Genomic DNA, 19061 nt, shown 5'->3' on the forward strand with positions numbered 1-19061 from the left:
GTGCGCTTTTTCACTTACGGCTATTCTGTGTATCATACTCGCTCTTTAAACCTTTGAGCAGAGAGAAGGACATGAGAATCAAGATAATAGCAAATGGGAGAGCGGCTGCGAGAGACGCAGATTGCAGGACGTTTAGTCCGCCAGCGAAAAGCAATACAGCTGCTACAGCCGATTGAATAATGCCCCATGTTACTTTGATTCTGTTGGAAGGGTTCAATGTGCCGCCTTCACTTAGCATTCCTAACACAAAGGTTGCAGTATCGGCAACTGTTATATAGTAAATGGCTACAACGGTAAAACCGATGACGCTTAACAGAGAACCTAATGGAAGCTGGTCAAAGAATGTAAAGATAGACAAATCTACGTTATTTGCGATGGATGTTGCCAGGTCATTGTTTCCTTGTACAAGATCAAGCGCAGAGCCGCCAAAAATAGACATCCACAAGCATGTTCCAAGGGTTGGAACAATCAACACGCCAATAACAAACTCCCTGACGGTGCGTCCTCTTGAAACACGTGCGATAAACATACCGACGAATGGTGCCCAGGCGATCCACCATGCCCAGTAGAATAATGTCCAGGAGGCAATCCAGCCGTCTCCTTCACTAAATGGTGTTAGTCTTAAGCTTAGATGCAGAAAATCACTGAGATAAAGGCCCGTTGTATTAAAGAAGACTTTAACAATAGTCAAGGTAGGACCGACAATCAAAACCATCAGCATAATCAAAAAGGATAGGATCATAGCGCCATTAGATAAGTATTGGATCCCTTTATCTAACCCCGTATTGATTGAAATGATAAAAATGACCGTTGCAACAGCAATAACAATCAGCTGCACGAATAATTCATTTGGAACTCCGAATATGTGATGCATTCCGGCCGTTATCTGCATGGCACCAAGGCCTAAAGAGGTTGCGATACCGAAGACCGTTGCGAAAATGGACAGGATATCAATTGTTTTTCCGATCGGTCCATAAATTCTGTCACCTAATACAGGATAGAATGCGGAACTAATCGCTGCTGGAAGCTTTTTGTTGTATTGGAAAAAGGCGAGTGCCAACCCAATTACAGTGTAGATCGCCCATGGATCCAAACCCCAGTGGAAGAATGTATATTTCATTGCGGTATTGGCTGCTTCAGCTGTAAACCCTTCCCCAGTGGGAGGATTTGTATAATGGGTTACTGGTTCGGCAACACTCCAGTAAACAATCCCAACTCCCATTCCAGCTCCAAACAGCATAGCAAGCCAAGATCCGGTGTTAAAATCCGGCTTATCTGTTTTTTTACCAAGACGGATACTGCCGTATTTAGAGAAGAGTATATAGATGGAGAAGATTACAAAGAATAGAGTCGCACCAAGATAAACCCATCCAAAGTAGTCAATTGCCCCAGTATAGATGATATTAGTTACATCAGCGAGACTGTTTTTAAAAAAGACGCCCCAAATAATAAAGATTAGCGTGATTAATAAAGAAATAATAAAAACAGTATTACCAGTCTGTTTTTTACTGCCCATAGAAACCTCCTAGTAGTTAACAGGCCTTAATCTCAGCGTGTGAGATTAATCATACATCGAGAAGATGATAAACAACTTCCCATTTATCTGCGTCCGATAACTCATCCAGCGGAACTTCTAAACCGCCTCCAAGATATATCGTTTGGCCCTTGATTGCGATAACCATCGCTTCCAATAACTCATCGTCGCCTTTCTTTCGATAAATGCTTCCTACTCTTGGCAGCTGCTCAATGCTGGTGGTAATGACAGGACCGAGCGCGCTGTCATCTAAGTTCTCCGCATCCACACCTTCCGTGTTTTGGTAATCTATAGGGTTACTGCCATCAGCACGGCCGGGTTCCATTACAAGGTATTCGTAATGCTTGAGCCCGTGGGAATTATTCGTAGTGACCCCATTTTTATCTGATGATTCCACCACATCAATTTCATTCAACGAGTATGTGTCCAAGGAATCGGGCTTCGGATTATGTATTAAAACATGATCGCCTTCCTCAGCAGTCCTTTTGCTGAGCGTATAAACATGACGATTGAATACAAAACTGTCATGTTCCTTTGGTTTGTATTTTTCTACACTCGCTGCCGTCGTTAACACCTGTGTTAAATCCCTCATTCTGATCGCATGAACGGATTGCTTATACATCTGTTTAACCCCGTATATCCGGTGTAGCTCATTGTTATAATATACAAGCAGTCCTTTTCTTATTTGATAAAGTTTCACGGAAAATTCTCCCTTCAAGCTTATTTCTTAAGTCAGAATTATAAAAACATGAGGATTGCACAACCTCCATCATCATTAGGGTCTCTTTATACCCGAAAATTATGATGCATAAAAGTAATAGGTAAATACATTACGAAAAACTGAGAGATATAGTATTTTATGCTCACTACAATTTTATATCCTCTTGAGAGCGTTCATTGGTCTTAACAGTAGTGTCTGCCAATGAATCATGGATTATAAAGCCAATTTTTCACAAGAACCCTTCTCTTACAATAAAATTAGGATTAGGGTTCATATATATATGGAAATAAAAATTTTGCATTCAACTACACATTCAGCAAAACGATAGGGCTTTTACATTGTTTTATTTAAAGAGAGAACGTACAGGAGTCGGCGCTTAACCGGAAAAAAACAACAAAAAGCTGACCTTTTTCGGTCAGCTTTTTATTACGGAGTATAAATTAAAGCGTACTCACCCGGCCCGATTAAAGCCACGCCCATGGCTGTTGCAATCAAAACGAGATTGTATTCAAACCCGCCGTTTGTCATCCAATAGCCGTTTTTGCCATGAACCGCAAAAATGGCATCAATCATTACAATTACAATCATAATTGCACCGAGCCAGGTAAGAAAGCCGGCAGCAAACAGCAAGCCGCCAATGAATTCAAACAGTCCTGCCAAGGTAGCCCACACTTTTGCGCCCTCTTTGATGCCGATTGACTCGAGCCAGCTTCCCGTTCCGGTAATACCCGTACCTCCGAACCAGCCGAACAGCTTTTGGGCACCGTGTCCGACAAAAGTTAATCCAATCACAAGTCGAATGATTAATAATCCAAGATCTGCGGCCATACTTCTTCCTTCTTTCAGTCAATGTATTTTCAAAAGACATAATGGTTCTAATCAAAAACAAACAGATAACTTATTGTGAGGAAGCAAGACAATGTTTATGCCCTACATCAATAAAGAGATGTAAACCGGCAAGGAAACTAGGGATAAAACGGTACTAATAACAAAAGAAGAAGCCGTTTCTGTACTCAACGAATCAAAACGGGTTGAAATCATGGCTGCCACAGCGGAGCCCGGGAATGACACAAGCAAAATAGCTTTTACTGTATCTGCATGATTAATACCAACCATATGGGCTACAGCAATCATGAATAATGGAATCGCCACAACCTTTAAAATAGAAATACCAAATGAAATGGCTTTAAAGCTGATTTTGCGGATACCAACTGTGACACCGACAGCAAATAGCGCAATGCCGGATGTGACAGATCCAATCTGGTCAAGGGCATCCTTTACGAGATCCGGTGACTGGAAGCTGAATAGTGTCAGCACGACGGCAGCAAGCGGGATACAGGCAAGCGGTTCGCTCAGGCTATGAAGAATAATGCCAAGCGTACTTGATTGCCGGCTGGGTTGAGTTGAGTGAAAACATGGATGCTTTTGTTAAATCGTACTTAAACCTAAATTTAATGGAAAATTATCATCTTTTCTGGTAATTTTTCAGACTGTTGGAAAAGTTCTTTCGACGCTTTTCATTGTGTTGTATAAAAAAATAATCGGCCATAGTTATATAAAGTCAGGAGTGCACTTAAATAAGAAGCCGCCTGTGGAAGAAAACCCACAGGCGGCTTTTTGCTGCACAGCTTTTTTATTCAATCCACTGAACAATATCATTCATGTCTTTTCTTGTTTTTGGACGCGGCTCGTTCTTGCGGTAGCCGAATGCGACCATAACAGAAACCGCTAAATGATCATCTTCAAGCAGATTTTCTTCTTTAAGCAGCTTTTGTACTTTTTCAAAATGGAAGCCTTCAATTGGACATGAATCAATGCCGATCAAAGCGGCAGTCGTCATCATATTGGCCATCGCAATATACGTTTGTTTCCCAGCCCAGTCCAGCATGGTACGCTCGTTTTCTAAAAGGTTAAGATCTTCTTCCTGAAAAGATTTGTACCGTTCTTTAATTTTGTCAAAGAGCTCAGGCGGAAATTTCTTTACGTTCAGCATTTGATTCTTCACATAGTCTGAATCATACTTTGTATCTTTGATTGTTCTTGCCAAAATCACGACAAAGTGGCTTGCGGTCGGCAGCTGCCCTTGTGCTCCCCAGGAAACTTCACGCAGTTTTTCACGCAGCTCTGGATTTTGGATCACCAAAAACTTCCAAGGTTCATAGCCGACAGAGCTTGGAGATAAGCGGGCTGCTTCTAAAATCAGCTCAAAATCTTCTTTCGGTATTTTTTTCGTTGGATCAAATTCTTTTGTGGCATGTCTAAATTCGAAAGCCTTTAAAATGTCCTGGTGTGTAATAGAAGACTGGCTCATATACTTGAATACTCCTTTTTATAGCATGTTTTTTACCCACATATTGTGCCCATGAGTGGATGGATTATGATGATCATCAGTATAAATAATGAACGGGCGAAAGGAAAATAGTTTGCTCAAAAGAGAAGGTATGGAAAGGGAGGACGGAGAAAAGAAAAGGAGTGGGCTGTCAGTATCTCTTGGCGTAAATTTCCTTGTGAAAACAAAAGAGAATATAAGTTTATGTCCACGGAAAAGAGGGTAGGTAAAGACAGGCCTATTTTACTCAATCAAGGACAGGCTTACAAGCGTTATAGACTGAAAAAGGACGTGGAAACGTGTCAGAGACCGATATGTCAAAATACGAGAAAAAAATTATCGTGCGAAATATACGTTATGAAGACATTGATGAAATCATGAAGCTGTGGGGCCGCTGTTTCCCGGGTATGGAGCCATGGAAGCGGGAGCAGCTGGAAAGTCATATCCACATTTTTCCTGAAGGTCAGTTTTGTGTAGAATATGAGGATAAAATTGTGGGCTCCTGCTCAAGCCTGATTGTTAATTTTGACGAGTACGACGACCAGCACACGTGGAACACGATTACAGACAATGGATATATTACAAACCATGATCCCAATGGTTTTAACTTATACGGTATTGAAGTGATGGTAGATCCTGAATACCGCCGGATGAAAATCGGGCACCGTCTTTATGAAGCACGGAAAGAGCTCGCCCGCCAGTTAAATCTTCAAAGCATCATTATCGGAGGGCGAATTCCGAATTATCATAAACACAAAGCGGAGATGACACCGCGTGAGTATGTGGCGGCTGTTGAAAAGCACAGCATTTATGATCCGGTTTTATCTTTCCAGCTTCTTGAAGGATTTACGATTAAGCGTATTAATACGCGATATCTTCCTGATGATGCAGCGTCCGATTCTTTTGCTACATTAATGGAATGGAACAACATTGATTACCTGGCCAAGTCGCGGCGTGTATACCGCGCGTCTTTCCCGGTAAGAATTTGCGCGATCCAATATATGATGAAAAAAATTGATTCCTTCGAGGATTTTGCCCGCCAGGTAGAGTACTACGTAGATGTGGCTGCTGATTTCGGATCTGACTTCGCTGTTTTTCCAGAGCTGTTTACGACACAATTAATGTCGTTTCTCGAAGAAAAGCGACCGGACCGCGCTGTCCGCCGTCTGGCTACGTACACAGACCAGTACATCGAATTGTTTACGGAGCTGGCTGTCCGCTATAACGTAAACATTATTGGCGGCTCCCACTTCGTTGAAAGCGAAGGCAATATTTACAACGTAGCTTATTTATTCCGCCGCGACGGAACCATTGAAAAACAGGAAAAAATTCATGCGACGCCAAATGAGCAAAAGTGGTGGGGAATTGCGGAAGGAAACAAAATTGAAGTATTCGATACGGATTGTGGAAAAATTGCGATCCAAATTTGTTATGATATTGAATTTCCGGAGCTTGCCCGCATTGCCGTCGACCAGGGAGCCAACATTATTTTTGTTCCATTCTGTACAGACGACCGCCAAGGATATCTTCGTGTCCGCTATTGCGCCCAGGCGCGGGCTGTCGAGAACCAGGCCTACATTTGTATTGCCGGAACGGTCGGCAACTTAACCCATGTAGAAAATATGGACATTCAGTACGCCCAATCGGCTATTTTCTCTCCTTCTGACTTCGGATTTGCAAGAGACGGAATTGTAGGAGAATGTGATGCGAACGTAGACACGGTCGTGGTAGGGGATGTGGATCTGGAAAAGCTGAGAAGATCCCGGAACGCCGGGTCGGTTAGACAGCTGCGCGACCGGCGCCGTGACTTATACCGAATTGAACTGAATCAATTAGAATCAGAGTAAGGTTTATAAAACGAAAAGCGATCACTCAAAGCAATGCCAATGAAGCCTTAAACGAATGTGCATTAATTCATTCGTTTAAGGCTTCAAGTATTATTTATACAAAAAAACGTTCAAGTTATCTTTTTGGTCAATGGTAGCAAGCAGCACATCTTTTACTTCCGTGTGAAATACATGTTCTAAATGGGAAACAACCCAGCTTTCATCTTTAGCCAGTTGTTTTAACTCATGTGAGTTTAATTTCCCTTCTTTAATAATCGTTCTTGGCAAATCGAAAGGTTCTGTTTTCATTTTGAGAGAAGCAGGGGTAAGAGGTTCGTATTTAGGATCTAAAAAAAACGAAATTTTTCCGTCCGCTTCCCAAATGGCCAGTGCTACTTTCTTCACATCTTCTACTTTTTCTTCTCGAAGTTCTTCTAATAACACATCAATGGAGATTCTTGCTTTTTTCAGACCTGTATAAAGAATTTCACCATTTTGAACAATTGTAATAGGAGAATGATTGACCAGGTTTCGGAACCAGGACCACTTAAGGTTCAGATAAATACCGGTCAGGTACAATATGACCAATACCACTGTCGTTGTTACAGATCCATTCAGCGCAAGGCTCTCATTGGATAAAGGATGGGCAATGATATTTCCAATGACCAGGACAACAGCAAAATCAAGAACCCTTAATTGAGAAATGGCACGCTGGCCTAAAGCTTTGGCAACTGCTACTAGAAAGAAAAAACTAACCGCCGCTCGCAGCATCCATTCAACGACAGAGAGGGTTTCCTGGCCATGAAAAAATTCCACACTAAACACATCCTTTCCTTCAAATATCTCTTCTTTCGTTCACCATACCGTTCATTGAACAATGGATTGTAAGGCTTCATTATTTACGGCAATCGTTTATTTCCTTTTACAGCAGCTTATCTTTTGAAGCAAGCCATTATCCATGATTTCTATATCCTTTATCTGATATACACAATCATTGTTATTTTTCTGCTGGCAAGGAGCAATGGTCTCACTTTCCTTTTATACTTCCTTTAAATCCTGCTTTCTGGTTAATGGCTTCTGCTTAAAACGGTCAGCGTGCAGGGTTGTGTGTATGTTTAATTACCGGGCTCTAAAAGGTCAAAAAAACAGTTTCTTCGTTTTTGCTCATTCGCGAATGCAAAATAAATTGTTAGATTTTCTGACATAGAAAGTGACGATTTATCGGAATTTTTATACGATAAATGAAAGAATAACCAGTAGGTGAAGAACGGTGAATGCCTCTTTTAAAAAACAGCTGTCCCAGCTGTACAATGAAGTGAATCAAGAAATTTACAGTACAGGCGTAAGCAAGCAAAAAATAGACGTTGTAGAAAACCGCATTGTCATTTTTGCTCAAACAAAACGTTCGCCTTTGATTTCCGCTTTAGGCAGGCGCTATCCGGAGTTAACACTGTCTGTCGACGGGGCTTTAGCGATGGAATACAAACACAGCTTAAAAGAACGGATTGAAGAACAGTTTGGACTGACAGTGACAGCTATTTTTAAAGATTACGACGCGGTAAGCCAGCATGCCTGCACCGTCATTTATGTAAAAGAACCACTTGATACATCCCATAAATAAGGAAACTGCTGGAGAAATTTGATTTATCATTTTTCTTCACCAGCATTCTTTTAAAAAGCCGGAAGCTTACATGTCGTTATACGTCATATAAGAGCCGTAGAAACAGAAGGAGAAGTCTCCTTTTATTTCTACGGCTCTTTTTTATAGAAAAGGAGGAGCAACAAATGAATTCAAAAGTCATATCGTTAGGATTTCAGCATGTAATGGCCATGTATGCAGGAGCAATTCTCGTTCCATTGCTGGTCGGAAGAGCGTTAAATCTTTCTTCAGAGCAGCTGGCTTATCTCGTAGCCATCGACTTATTAACGTGCGGCATCGCTACACTGCTGCAGGCATGGAAAAACAAGTATTTTGGAATCGGCCTTCCCGTCGTGCTTGGTGCCTCTTTCGTCGCTCTTTCGCCCATGATTGCCATCGGTTCTGAGTACGGCCTTCAGGCTGTTTATGGATCGATTATAGCGGCAGGCCTTTTTATTCTTCTGTTTGCCCGTTATCTTGGCAAGCTCGTCAAGCTATTTCCACCTGTTGTAACCGGAACAGTGGTAACCATTATCGGTTTGTCACTCATTCCATCTGGCATTCGAAACATGGCGGGCGGTGCAGGAAGTCCGGACTTTGGCAGCCTGGAAAACCTGGTGCTGTCCATGGGTGTTATCGGCGTCATTCTTTTAGCTAACCGCTTTTTAAAAGGCTATCTCCGCTCTCTTTCTGTGCTGCTTGGCATTGTGGCAGGCACCATAGCCACATTTCTTATGGGAAGAGTTCATTTTCAGGAAGTAGCAGAAGCGTCCTGGTTTCACTTACCGCAACCCTTTTATTTCGGTATGCCTGTCTTTGAAATCGGACCGATTTTGACAATGCTCATTGTCGGCCTGGTCATTATTGTGGAATCAACAGGCGTCTTTTTCGCTTTAGGAAAAATTTGTGACCGACCCGTTACGCAGGAAGACCTTGCCAGGGGATACCGGGCAGAAGGCCTGGCGATTATGATTGGCGGAATCTTTAATGCTTTTCCGTACAATACGTTTGCTCAAAATGTAGGGCTTGTACAGCTGTCAAGGAACAAATCAGCAAATGTCGTTGTGGCAGCGGGCTTTATTCTTGTTTTGCTTGGATTAATTCCGAAAGTAGCAGCCCTGGCCACGATTATTCCTGCTCCTGTGCTGGGCGGCGCGACGGTTGTGTTATTTGGAATGGTCGTCTCTTCTGGCATTAAAATGTTAAGTTCAGTGGATTTCAGCGATCAGCAAAACGGACTGATTGTCGCCTGCTCGATTTCACTGGGGCTTGGGGCGACGGTTGTACCCGAGTTGTTCAGCCAGCTGCCCAACGCAATGCGCATTCTAGTGAGTGATGGTGTGATAACTGGCAGCCTGTGCGCTATTTTGCTGAATGTGTTTTTTCATTTCCGGAGCGTTTTAGGTTCAGGCGCTGCCCGCCAGGAGGAAGCGGATAAAGCACGCATTTCATAACAAAGAAAAGGACGGTAGGAAGAAATGGTGACCATAGAAGCGTTAAACAACATGTCAAAACAGGTATTTACCGAAACATTAAAAGACTTGGCTGAGCACTCCCCCTGGGTGATTCAAAGAGTCGGAGAGCATCGGCCATTTGAATCCCGCGAAGCTCTTTATCAGCAAATCATGACGATTATTCAAACAGCGGATGAAGAAGAAAAAACGAACTTAATTCAAGCACATCCTCATTTGGGAACACGAAAAAAAATGACTTCGTTTTCTCAAAGCGAGCAAAAAGGCGCCGGGTTAAATGAGCTGTCGGAAGATGAATACGAGCAGTTGCTGGAATTAAACAAAGCGTATGTTGAGCGGTTTGCTTTTCCTTTTATCCTGGCAGTCCGGGGCAAAAACAAAGAAGAGATTTTCGCCTCTATACAAGAAAGGCTGCAGCATTCAAAGAAACAGGAACGCGACCGGGCGCTGGCCGAGATCAGCCACATTATCCGCTTTAGAATAGAAGACCAAATAAAAGAAGAAGGAAGCTGATTCGATGACTGGATTAACCACCCACATACTAGACCTGGCGCATGGCCGCCCTGCTGAGAATGTAAAGATTGAGCTTTTTGAACTCAACGGCTCCGAAAAGCAGTTTTTAAACCGTGCACAGACCAACTCAGACGGTCGTCTGGATGCTCCGCTTCTTTCCTCGGACAGCATGCGGACAGGAGAATATGAACTGTTGTTTTGGATTGGTGATTATTTTAGAAAAAAAGGGCTCGAGCTGCCGCAGCCTGCTTTTTTGGAAAAGGTCTCCGTACGAATCGGGCTCGATCATTCATCGCCGCATTATCATGTTCCTCTGCTTGTTTCGCCATGGGGCTATCAAGTGTACCGTGGAAGCTGACGATTTCGTTTTAATTATTTAAAGGAGATGAGAACCATGAGTATAGAAGCGTTGAATAAACGAGTAAAAACAGATCTTTCTTATCTGGCATTTGGCAGAGAGGGCTGGGTGCATCCGGCCCGTCACTCTGAAGGCCACGTGTATGATGCTGTCATTGTGGGCGGCGGGCAAAGCGGGTTAGGGATTGCTTTTGGTCTTTTGCGTGAGCGCATCTCTAATATTTTAATTATCGATGAAAATAAAGAAGGATATGAAGGACCATGGGTCACATATGCGCGGATGATGACACTGCGGACACCGAAACATTTAACATCCATTGACCTTGGCGTTCCTTCTTTAACGTTCCGTTCCTGGTGGGAAGCGCAATTCGGGCCGGAGGGCTGGGAAGCTGTCGATAAAATTCCCCGAAGCGACTGGATGAATTATTTACGCTGGTACCGGAAAGTTTTGCAGCTGCCCGTGATAAACGAAGTGAAGCTTAAGCTCATTGAGCCAATGGAGGAAGGGATTCACCGGATGCATATTGAAGGTGCCGGCACCCCTTCAAACGCCCTGCTCGCGCGCAAAGTTATTTTAGCGACGGGGATTCAAGGAGGCGGTGAGTGGCATGTGCCGCCAATGATTTCTGAGAAGCTGCCCCCTAATCTTTATGCCCATACATCCCAAACAATTGATTTTAACGCACTGAAAGGAAAGAAAGTAGCCGTTTTAGGAGGCGGTGCTTCTGCTTTTGATAATGCAAACTTTGCTTTAACGGAGGGAGTGGCCGAGGCTCATATATTTGTCCGCCGTAAAGAAATGCCAAGAATTAATCCGATTCGCCAGATGGAAGGCTCCGGGATCATTGAGCGCTTCCATGCGTTATCGGACGAACAAAAGTACGCGGTGATGGCTCATTTTTTCAAGCATAATCAGCCGCCGACCAACGATACATTCCAGCGTGCCGCTTCATGGCCGGGATTTCATTTGCACCTTGAATCACCCTGGCTTGAGGTGGAAAGCAAAGAGAACAAAGCATTGGTCACAACACCGCATGGCACGTTTTCGTTTGATTATTTGATCATCAGCACCGGTCTTGTGACCGATCCGGCGCTGCGCCCGGAGCTGAAGCTCATTGAAAACGGAATTGCCCGCTGGAGCGATTATTATAAAGCGCCTGCTGAACGCGCAAACCCGCTTATTGATACGCATCCGTATCTCAGCCCCGGCTTTGCGTTTATGGGACGGGATGAAGAAGCACAAAAAAAGCTGCACGGCCTTTTTGTTTTTAATTATGCAGCGTTAATCAGCTGCGGTATTTCAGCTTCTGCTCTTTCCGGTATGAAATATGGGGTTCCTAAAATTGTCTCCGCGGTAGCTGACCAGCTTTTTCTTGATGATCAAGACACGATTTTAAAACGCTTTTTTGCTTACGATGAAGTGGAATTTACAGGAGAATGGACCGGAAAAACAGTGCTGGAAGCGTAAACCGCTTAAAGAAATTGAAGAAATGATTTCAAAGCTTCTCTTTTGGGCCGGAAAATGTTGCAGTATGACCGGCTTCTCTTTTTTCCGGCCATACAAAAAGGAGGTCTCAGCAGTCGGTTTTTCCGGCTTAGAGACCTCCTTTTTTGCGTGTTGGTTTAAATTTGAAAAAGCCAGACGACAATGGGCCCAAACAGGGAGCCCAGCACAGCGCTGAGCGTCATAGAGACCGAACTCATGGACACGGCAAGTTCCCCGTATTCAAATGCTTTTGAAGTGCCTAAAGCGTGAGAGGCGCTCCCAAAGGCGATCCCCTTTCCTAACGAACTGCGAATACGCACCCACTTTAAAACCATCGGTCCGAGCAAAACACCGGAAAATCCAGCAATCATTACAAATACAACGGTCATAGATGGCACACCGCCAATTCCGGTGGCGATTTGAATCGCAACGGGTGTGGTAATAGATTTCGGTATAATCGAAAGAATTAAATCACGGTCCACTCCGAATACCTCGGCAAATAAAAGCCCGCTCATCATTCCTGAAAAAAGTCCGACCAGTACGCCCCCGAGAATGGGAAAGCCGTATTGAAGCAGCACATAACGCTGTTTGTAAAGTGGATACGCAAGGGCCACAATGGCTGGGCCGAGCAGGGAACTAATCCACTGGCCGCCGACCATATAGCCGTTATACGAAATGTGAAAAGCTTTCAGCAGTACAATAATCAACACGGTCGTTGTCAGGACTGGGAGAAAAAATGGATAAGGAAACCGCTGATACACCTTCATCATTACTAAATAAGCAGCAACGGTAAGTAAAATGATCAGGACTGCGAGAAAGAATTGCGGCATGTTTTTTTCTCCTTTCGTTTATTGGCCCGCGTTTCCAGCAGCTGGCTGACAATTCCTGCTGCGGCCATGGTAACGATTGTGCTCAGCACTACAACGAAAAGAAGCACAGCGCCGCTGCTGGAAAAAAGAGACGGATAATTGATGACACCCGTCATGGCCGGAATAAACAAAAGAGGAAGAAACGACAACAAAAAACCAGCGCCATTTTCAATCATTTTAACCGGGATGATGTTAAAAATTAAACAAAGAAGCATCAGCACTAAACCGATAATACTTCCTGGAATCGGTATATGAAACAGCTGATGAATGGTTTCTCCGAGTACGGAAAAGACATATAAAATGGCGATCTGCAACACAACTTTTATAGCTTTCAATGTAAGATGCTGCTCTTTAGATGAAGAACAACGTCCTCCTTTCCGGCCGTCCGGGCCTTTGAATTATAATGTGAGAATTTTCTTTACTTTCTGTTTATTTACTTGTACGATACAAATATATATAGTTGCATTATACAACTATATAACACTTTGTCAACGAAGGGAAAGCCTGTATACTCAGGGAGGAGAGTGAAGAAAAGTGGAAAAGCGAAACCCGGTTGAACGCATCGAGTATGAACTGACTACATTTATCCGGCGGGCGGTTTATCTCGATAACTCGGAAAAGAAAATCGGAAACTTGGAGCGATCTTCTTACTTATTATTAAGGCACTTGGATGAGTTTGGTCCGGCACGTGTAAAAGAGCTGGCAGAATCATTTAAATTAGATATTTCAACCGTTTCAAGGCAGGCAGCGGCTTTAGAAGCAAAGGAGCTGATCATCCGTTTTTCGGATCCTGCAGACGGGAGAGTCAGTTTATTTACGGTTACCAAGCTTGGCAAGCAAAAATTGAAAGCGGATAAAAAAATGCGGCTGAAACGATTTGAAAGCATCACGAGTGAGTGGTCAGCCGATGAAAAAAAACTATTTGGCGATCTGCTTATCCGTATGAATGAAGCGTTTTTTGATTAATAAAGATGAGAAAAGAAAGCCTGTTTTGCACTTTTTTTCGGCTGTAGGCAGGCTTTATTTTTTTCTCAATAAAAATGAATTTGCCTATTGTACAGAAAGAATTCCTGTAGTACAATCTAATTGTGAAATGGTTCACAATCAATTTCGAAGAAACAAATTATATTTTTTATCAGTTTATGTGAAAAGATTCACAATACTTAAAGAAAAGGAACGGCTGATCATTTCTCAGGTCAACCATTCAAAACAGCGATCATACAATTTTTTATACAAAAACATGTGAAATATTTCACAAATAATAAAACCGGAGGACATTATCATGAATTTTACACAAGGTAATAAAGTCGTTTTAGTTGGAACAGGTGCAGTTGGATCAAGCTATGCATATGCGTTGTTGAATCAAGGCATTTGCGATGAGCTCGTGCTGGTTGATTTAAATGAAGAAAAAGCAAAAGGCGATGTAATGGACCTTGATCACGGTGTTGTATACGCACCTGGGGAAATGGCGATTAAGTTCGGCACATATGAAGACTGCACAGATGCAGCCCTTGTTGTCATCTGTGCAGGCGCCCCGCAAAAGCCGGGAGAAACAAGATTAGACCTTGTCAGCAAAAACGTGAAAATTTTTGAATCCATCGTTGGCAGTATTATGCAAATGGGTTTTAACGGTATTTTCTTAGTCGCAACAAACCCGGTCGATATTTTGGCTTATGCAACATGGAAAATTTCCGGCCTTCCAAAAGAGCGGGTTATCGGTTCAGGAACAGTGCTTGACTCTGCCCGGTTCCGTTCTGCATTAGGAAAAGAATTTGATACAGCACCAGCAAGCGTTCACGGCTACATTATTGGGGAACACGGTGATTCCCAGCTTCCAGTTTGGAGCTCAGCAAGTATTGCCGGCACACCAGTGGCACCATTGTTAACAGAAGAAAGAAAAGAAGAAATGGCAGTGGCCGTGCGTGATGCTGCTTACGACATTATCAATGCTAAAGGAGCGACTTACTACGGAATTGCAACAGGGCTTGCCCGGATTACAAAAGCGATTTTGAGAAATGAAAATGTGATTTTGCCAGTCGGTGCGCTGCTTGAAGGTGAGAATGGACACAGCGACGTATATATCGGTATTCCGTCTGTGATTAACCGTGGCGGCGTGAAAAGGGTGGTTGAACTTAACTTGAACGAAAGTGAACGGGAAAAGCTGGCCCGGTCAGTTCAAACATTAAAAGATATTCAAGGAGCTATTTGGCAGGAGAGTAACGTCTAAGTATTTTACACAAGGGAGTCCTTCTTATGTTAGTCAGCACGTTTGATCCGTTTCATAATCTGGCACTTTCCGCTTCTGTTGCTGCGATTCCAATTTTATTGTTTTTACTATGCTTGACCGTCTTAAAGATGAAAGGCATTCATGCAGCGCTGGTGAATTTAGCAGTAACCTTTTTGATCGCCCTGTTTGTTTTCAAGCTTCCCATCGGCGAGTCTGTTGGCAGTGTGATTCAAGGCATTATTCAGGGCATTTGGCCGATTGGCTATATTATCGTCATGGCAGTCTGGCTGTATAAAATTGCTGTGAAATCAGGAAAGTTTGATGTGCTGCGCGGCAGTATCGTCGGGATTTCGCAGGACCAGCGCATTCAGCTGCTGCTGATCGGCTTTTGTTTTAACGCCTTTTTGGAAGGAGCGGCAGGGTTTGGCGTACCGATTGCCATTTGTGCCGTGCTGCTCGTTTCACTTGGCTATAAGCCTCTGCAGGCAGCGATGCTCTGCTTGATCGCAAATGGGGCTTCCGGCGCTTTTGGCGCCATTGGCATCCCGGTTGGTATTGTCGGCACCTTTGGCCTTGACGGGGTAACATCCATGAATGTATCGATGATGACAGCTCTGACACTGCCTATCATCAACTTTACGATTCCATTTCTTTTGATCTGGCTGATCGATGGTTTCAAAGGGATTAAAGAAGTACTGCCAGCTATTTTGGTTACATCAACGGTGTATACCGTCGCGCAGGCACTGATGACGGTTTTTGTAGGACCGGAGCTTGCTGATATTATTCCATCTTTACTGGCAATGGGCTTACTTGCTTTATTCCTGCAAAAATGGCAGCCAAAACATATTTTCCTTCTGAACGGCCGGGAAATGAAAACAGAAAAGCATTCTGCAGGTGAAGTGATCAAAGCGTGGTCGCCATTTTACTTATTAACGATTTTTGTCCTGATCTGGAGCCTGCCTGTTTTTAAAGGTTTGTTTGCCGAAGGAGGAATGCTGGCCCAATCGGTCTTGAAATTTGTGATACCAGGATCATCTATTGGAATGAGTGTTGATTTGATTGGTGCAACAGGGACAGCGATCCTGCTCGCTGGATTAACAACAACCGCTTCAACAGGAGCGATTTCATTAAAAGAAAGTGTGGGGCTGTTACGTAAAACAGTAGCTGAATTTTGGATTCCCATTTTGATGATCTGTGCCATTATTGGGATTGCCAAGCTGATGACATACGGAGGCTTAACGGTGGCACTGGGGGAAGCGGTGGCAACAACCGGCCAGGTGTTCCCGCTGTTATCGCCTATATTGGGCTGGGTCGGCGTGTTTATGACAGGATCTGTTGTAAACAACAACACACTGTTTGCGCCGATTCAAGCTACAGCCGGTCATATTATCGGTACAAATCCATCTCTGCTCGTTTCAGCAAACACAGCGGGCGGAGTCATGGCAAAGCTCGTGTCGCCACAGTCCATTGCGATTGCAACAGCTGCGGTTGGTGAAACGGGGAATGAAGCTGCGCTGACAAAAATGACGATCAAATACAGCTTCGGCCTGCTGGCATTTGTCTGCATCTGGACATTTGTACTCTCACTGATTTTTTAAAAATAAGACCAATAAAAAAAGGAGCGGAGCCGCTCCTTTTTTTATTGGTTCCCAAGCAGGGGCCGATCCTGCCGGTACAGGTCTAAATCAGCACTGTGGCCATCCCGTATATCCTCGGCAATCAGTTTAGCGAGCAGCTGGCTGTATACAGTTCCGTTGTCGCCAAAGGCGAATAAAAAGTAGCTGTCCGGGTAATCATCGTATCGGCCGACAATCGGCAGACCATCGACAGTTCCTCCATAAAAAGCCGTGGAATAATACTCAGGCTTTACATTCAGGCCCGGGAATAACGTTTCCAGTTCCTCAATCAGCTTTTTCTTTTTATGCACCAGCTTGCTGTCACGGTCTTCGGGATACGTTGTATTGTCATCGAGACCGCCGATCAAAATCCGGTTATCCGCTGTTGTCCGCAGGTACAAGTAGGGACGGGCGGTTTCCCAAATCAGCGTACGGTTATGCCAGGCGGATAAGTCATCGACCGGGCTGGTTGTAACGGTATAGGTGCTTACGAAAGAAGCTTTTTTCTCCTTTTTCACGTCTATGCCATCATATCCCGCTGCGAAAATAACGCGGCGTGCCCGGATCGAGTGCCCCGTTTTTGTGGACACAACCATACGTTTTTGCTCACGGTCGTAATGATGGCCATTCACTTCTGTTTCTTCGTAAACCTCAGTGCCTCTTTTTGCTGCCCACCCGAGCAGGGCGTGGGTAAATTTAAATGGATTCAGTTCGCCATCGTCGTAAGAATAAATCGCGGCTTCCCGGCTGAACGGATAGTGAGCTTCAATTTTTTCCTTATCCCAAAAACCCAGTTTAAAGCCTTGCTGCTTCAGCCATTCATATTCCTTCTTTAAGGGTGAAACGTCTTCTTTGGAGCTGGCGGAGTATAGAGTGTCCCGCCGGCTGAATTCAAAATCAAGGTCGACCGTTTTGGAGGCTTCTTCGATTTCATCAATGGCTTCTTTCAGCAAGCGGGCATGCCGGCTGATATATTCTTCTCCGAATGTATAAATCAGGTCTGTAAACATTTTTTCGCCTGAATATTGAATCAAGGCTGTATTCGTAATCGTGCTGCCAAAGCCGATTTTTCCTTTTTCCACCACCACTACATCTAAACGGTGGGAAGCAAGGTAGTAAGCGCACTGGGCACCAGAAGTTCCGCCCCCGATAATTAAGACATCACAGTTAAGATCCTGGTCCAGAGAAGGATAGGACGGGGCATCAGGGAAAGTGGCCGGCCAGTAATACGTTCCAGAATGTAAGTTCATTTGTTTCCTCCTGCGTGTAAAAAACGATACTCTTACTATTTCCAACCTGTTCAGGTCCATACAACGTATATGTAATAAAAAAATAGAGCAGAAAGTATCCGCTGAATCTGCTCTATTGACTTGTAAGCAGTTCATTATTCGACTTTCACTTTAATGTGATCAATGGCATTGTATCCGTAGCCTTTCCGGTTCCAAAACGGGGAGGCCGGCTGTGTTCGTCCGTAGGAGTCAACCGCTCTTGACATGATCGTATATTCTCCTTTTTTCTGTGCTTTCCATTCATATGACCAGGAAACCCATCCATAACCCATCTGGGCAGCCTCCTTTTTTGCCGTCAGCCATGTTTGCCCGCGGTCGAAGCTGATTTCTACTTTTGTGATCAAGCCTTTGCCGGTCCAGGCAATTCCTCGTATCATATGCGTTCCAGCGTTTAAGATATCCATATTCAGCGGTTTTTGAATCGTCGAATTGACATTGATATGGGTAACGGGGAACGCATCTTTGTTTGTTTCTTTGTGCGGATAATACATATAGTCGACGGATTGAAAAGGACCTGTATAGTGATCGTCTATAACTGTGATTTGTTTGATCCATTTAACGGAAGCCATCGCATACCATTGTGGAACGATGAGCCGCAATGGATACCCGTGCTTAAAAGGAATCGGCTGGTGATTATATTCATAAGCAATGAGGGTATCAGGGTGAAGGGCCTTTTCGATAGGTAAACTCCTGGCATACGTATACACTTTACTTGAGTCGGCTCTTTTTCCATAGTCATACCCTTCCACTATTACTTCTTTCGCTCCTTTTTTTATTCTGGCTCTTTCAAGCAGAAGGCGCAGCGGAACACCCTTCCACATACCTTGACTGATCGCTCCTTTTTCCCATTGCTCACCGAATACTTTAGGATGGAATAAACTTCGTTTGTTCCCTGAGCACTCCAGCACAACTTGAACCGTTTTAGATGGAAGTTGGAGAAGATCTTGTATGGAAAGAAGGGCAGGTTTAGTCACACATCCATTTATAGAGAGCCAGTAATTAGAATAGGAAAGGGAAGGATAAGAAAAATGGTTTCTCCGGTAAAACAATGGGTGATTTACCGTATCTGTCTGCAAAAAGTGAATGGGTGTTTCCTGGTTTTCTGGCTGCAGGCGATGCGTCCGCAAATAAGGCTTCGCTGTATGCTTTTTCGCATTAAACATAAGTTCCTCCTCATGAAAAG

At 43.8% G+C, this 19061-nt stretch carries 18 protein-coding genes and 1 pseudogene; 9 read left to right on the plus strand and 10 right to left on the minus strand.

Annotated features, from left to right (window positions below; genetic code table 11):
• Positions 1-10: 10 nt before the first annotated feature.
• The 5 genes and pseudogenes from RG959_RS03735 to RG959_RS03755 form a co-directional block, all read right to left on the minus strand.
• Positions 11-1516 carry a glycine betaine uptake BCCT transporter gene (locus RG959_RS03735; protein WP_342796004.1) on the minus strand — a complete coding sequence of 502 codons (1506 nt, stop codon included), beginning with the start codon at positions 1514-1516 and terminating at the stop codon, positions 11-13.
• 49 nt (positions 1517-1565) lie between these two features.
• On the minus strand, positions 1566-2234 hold the full coding sequence (locus RG959_RS03740; RefSeq protein ID WP_342796005.1) for a hypothetical protein: 669 nt from the start codon (positions 2232-2234) through the stop codon (positions 1566-1568).
• A gap of 447 nt (positions 2235-2681) precedes the next feature.
• The gene (locus RG959_RS03745; protein WP_342796006.1) at positions 2682-3083 is read right to left on the minus strand and encodes a DoxX family protein; all 402 of its coding nucleotides are present in this window, start codon (positions 3081-3083) and stop codon (positions 2682-2684) included.
• A 102-nt stretch (positions 3084-3185) separates the two neighbouring features.
• Positions 3186-3635: pseudogene (locus RG959_RS03750) on the minus strand (AEC family transporter); the annotation flags it as partial.
• Between the two features lie 253 nt (positions 3636-3888).
• Positions 3889-4566 carry an NAD(P)H-dependent oxidoreductase gene (locus RG959_RS03755; protein ID WP_342796007.1) on the minus strand — a complete coding sequence of 226 codons (678 nt, stop codon included), beginning with the start codon at positions 4564-4566 and terminating at the stop codon, positions 3889-3891.
• Between the two features lie 317 nt (positions 4567-4883).
• On the opposite strand from RG959_RS03755, the gene RG959_RS03760 reads away from it, so the two are divergent.
• Positions 4884-6431 carry a GNAT family N-acetyltransferase gene (locus RG959_RS03760; RefSeq protein WP_242232517.1) on the plus strand — a complete coding sequence of 516 codons (1548 nt, stop codon included), beginning with the start codon at positions 4884-4886 and terminating at the stop codon, positions 6429-6431.
• 90 nt (positions 6432-6521) lie between these two features.
• Here RG959_RS03760 and RG959_RS03765 read toward each other — a convergent pair whose 3' ends face one another.
• Positions 6522-7226 carry a DUF421 domain-containing protein gene (locus tag RG959_RS03765; protein ID WP_342796008.1) on the minus strand — a complete coding sequence of 235 codons (705 nt, stop codon included), beginning with the start codon at positions 7224-7226 and terminating at the stop codon, positions 6522-6524.
• 454 nt (positions 7227-7680) lie between these two features.
• Between RG959_RS03765 and RG959_RS03770 the strand changes: the two genes are divergently transcribed.
• From RG959_RS03770 to RG959_RS03790, 5 genes are all read left to right on the plus strand, one after another.
• Positions 7681-8031 (plus strand): Na-translocating system protein MpsC family protein, encoded by a 351-nt coding sequence (locus RG959_RS03770; protein WP_309090499.1) that lies wholly within the window; start codon positions 7681-7683, stop codon positions 8029-8031.
• Positions 8032-8195: 164 nt separating this feature from the next.
• A complete protein-coding gene (locus RG959_RS03775; RefSeq protein ID WP_342796009.1) occupies positions 8196-9503 on the plus strand; it encodes a nucleobase:cation symporter-2 family protein in 1308 nt (435 codons plus the stop codon).
• 24 nt (positions 9504-9527) lie between these two features.
• Entirely contained in the window at positions 9528-10034 is a 507-nt protein-coding gene (gene uraD / locus RG959_RS03780) for a 2-oxo-4-hydroxy-4-carboxy-5-ureidoimidazoline decarboxylase (RefSeq protein ID WP_342796010.1), read from the plus strand.
• Between the two features lie 4 nt (positions 10035-10038).
• Entirely contained in the window at positions 10039-10392 is a 354-nt protein-coding gene (gene uraH, locus RG959_RS03785; protein WP_342796011.1) for a hydroxyisourate hydrolase, read from the plus strand.
• A gap of 36 nt (positions 10393-10428) precedes the next feature.
• Positions 10429-11859 carry an NAD(P)-binding domain-containing protein gene (locus RG959_RS03790; RefSeq protein ID WP_342796012.1) on the plus strand — a complete coding sequence of 477 codons (1431 nt, stop codon included), beginning with the start codon at positions 10429-10431 and terminating at the stop codon, positions 11857-11859.
• A gap of 155 nt (positions 11860-12014) precedes the next feature.
• Here RG959_RS03790 and RG959_RS03795 read toward each other — a convergent pair whose 3' ends face one another.
• Positions 12015-12707, minus strand: a complete 693-nt coding sequence (locus RG959_RS03795; RefSeq protein ID WP_342796013.1) for an LrgB family protein — start codon at positions 12705-12707, stop codon at positions 12015-12017.
• Positions 12680-13081 (minus strand): CidA/LrgA family holin-like protein, encoded by a 402-nt coding sequence (locus RG959_RS03800; RefSeq protein WP_342796014.1) that lies wholly within the window; start codon positions 13079-13081, stop codon positions 12680-12682. Before RG959_RS03800 ends, RG959_RS03795 begins: the two co-directional genes overlap by 28 nt.
• 199 nt (positions 13082-13280) lie before the next feature.
• On the opposite strand from RG959_RS03800, the gene RG959_RS03805 reads away from it, so the two are divergent.
• The 3 genes from RG959_RS03805 (at position 13281) to RG959_RS03815 (ending at position 16571) form a co-directional block, all read left to right on the plus strand.
• Positions 13281-13712 (plus strand): MarR family winged helix-turn-helix transcriptional regulator, encoded by a 432-nt coding sequence (locus RG959_RS03805; protein ID WP_342796015.1) that lies wholly within the window; start codon positions 13281-13283, stop codon positions 13710-13712.
• 316 nt (positions 13713-14028) lie between these two features.
• Complete coding sequence (locus RG959_RS03810) at positions 14029-14973, plus strand: L-lactate dehydrogenase (protein WP_342796016.1); 945 nt, start codon at positions 14029-14031, stop codon at positions 14971-14973.
• A gap of 26 nt (positions 14974-14999) precedes the next feature.
• On the plus strand, positions 15000-16571 hold the full coding sequence (locus tag RG959_RS03815) for an L-lactate permease (RefSeq protein WP_342796017.1): 1572 nt from the start codon (positions 15000-15002) through the stop codon (positions 16569-16571).
• A gap of 41 nt (positions 16572-16612) precedes the next feature.
• Here the strand turns inward: RG959_RS03815 and RG959_RS03820 are convergent, their stop codons facing one another.
• Both RG959_RS03820 and RG959_RS03825 read right to left on the minus strand, forming a co-directional pair.
• Positions 16613-17839 (minus strand): NAD(P)/FAD-dependent oxidoreductase, encoded by a 1227-nt coding sequence (locus RG959_RS03820; RefSeq protein WP_342796018.1) that lies wholly within the window; start codon positions 17837-17839, stop codon positions 16613-16615.
• 134 nt (positions 17840-17973) lie between these two features.
• The gene (locus RG959_RS03825) at positions 17974-19041 is read right to left on the minus strand and encodes a sulfite oxidase (RefSeq protein WP_342796019.1); all 1068 of its coding nucleotides are present in this window, start codon (positions 19039-19041) and stop codon (positions 17974-17976) included.
• Positions 19042-19061: the final 20 nt, after the last annotated feature.

The organism is Domibacillus sp. 8LH, assembly GCF_038806185.1.
Lineage (GTDB): Bacteria > Bacillota > Bacilli > Bacillales > Domibacillaceae > Domibacillus > Domibacillus indicus_A.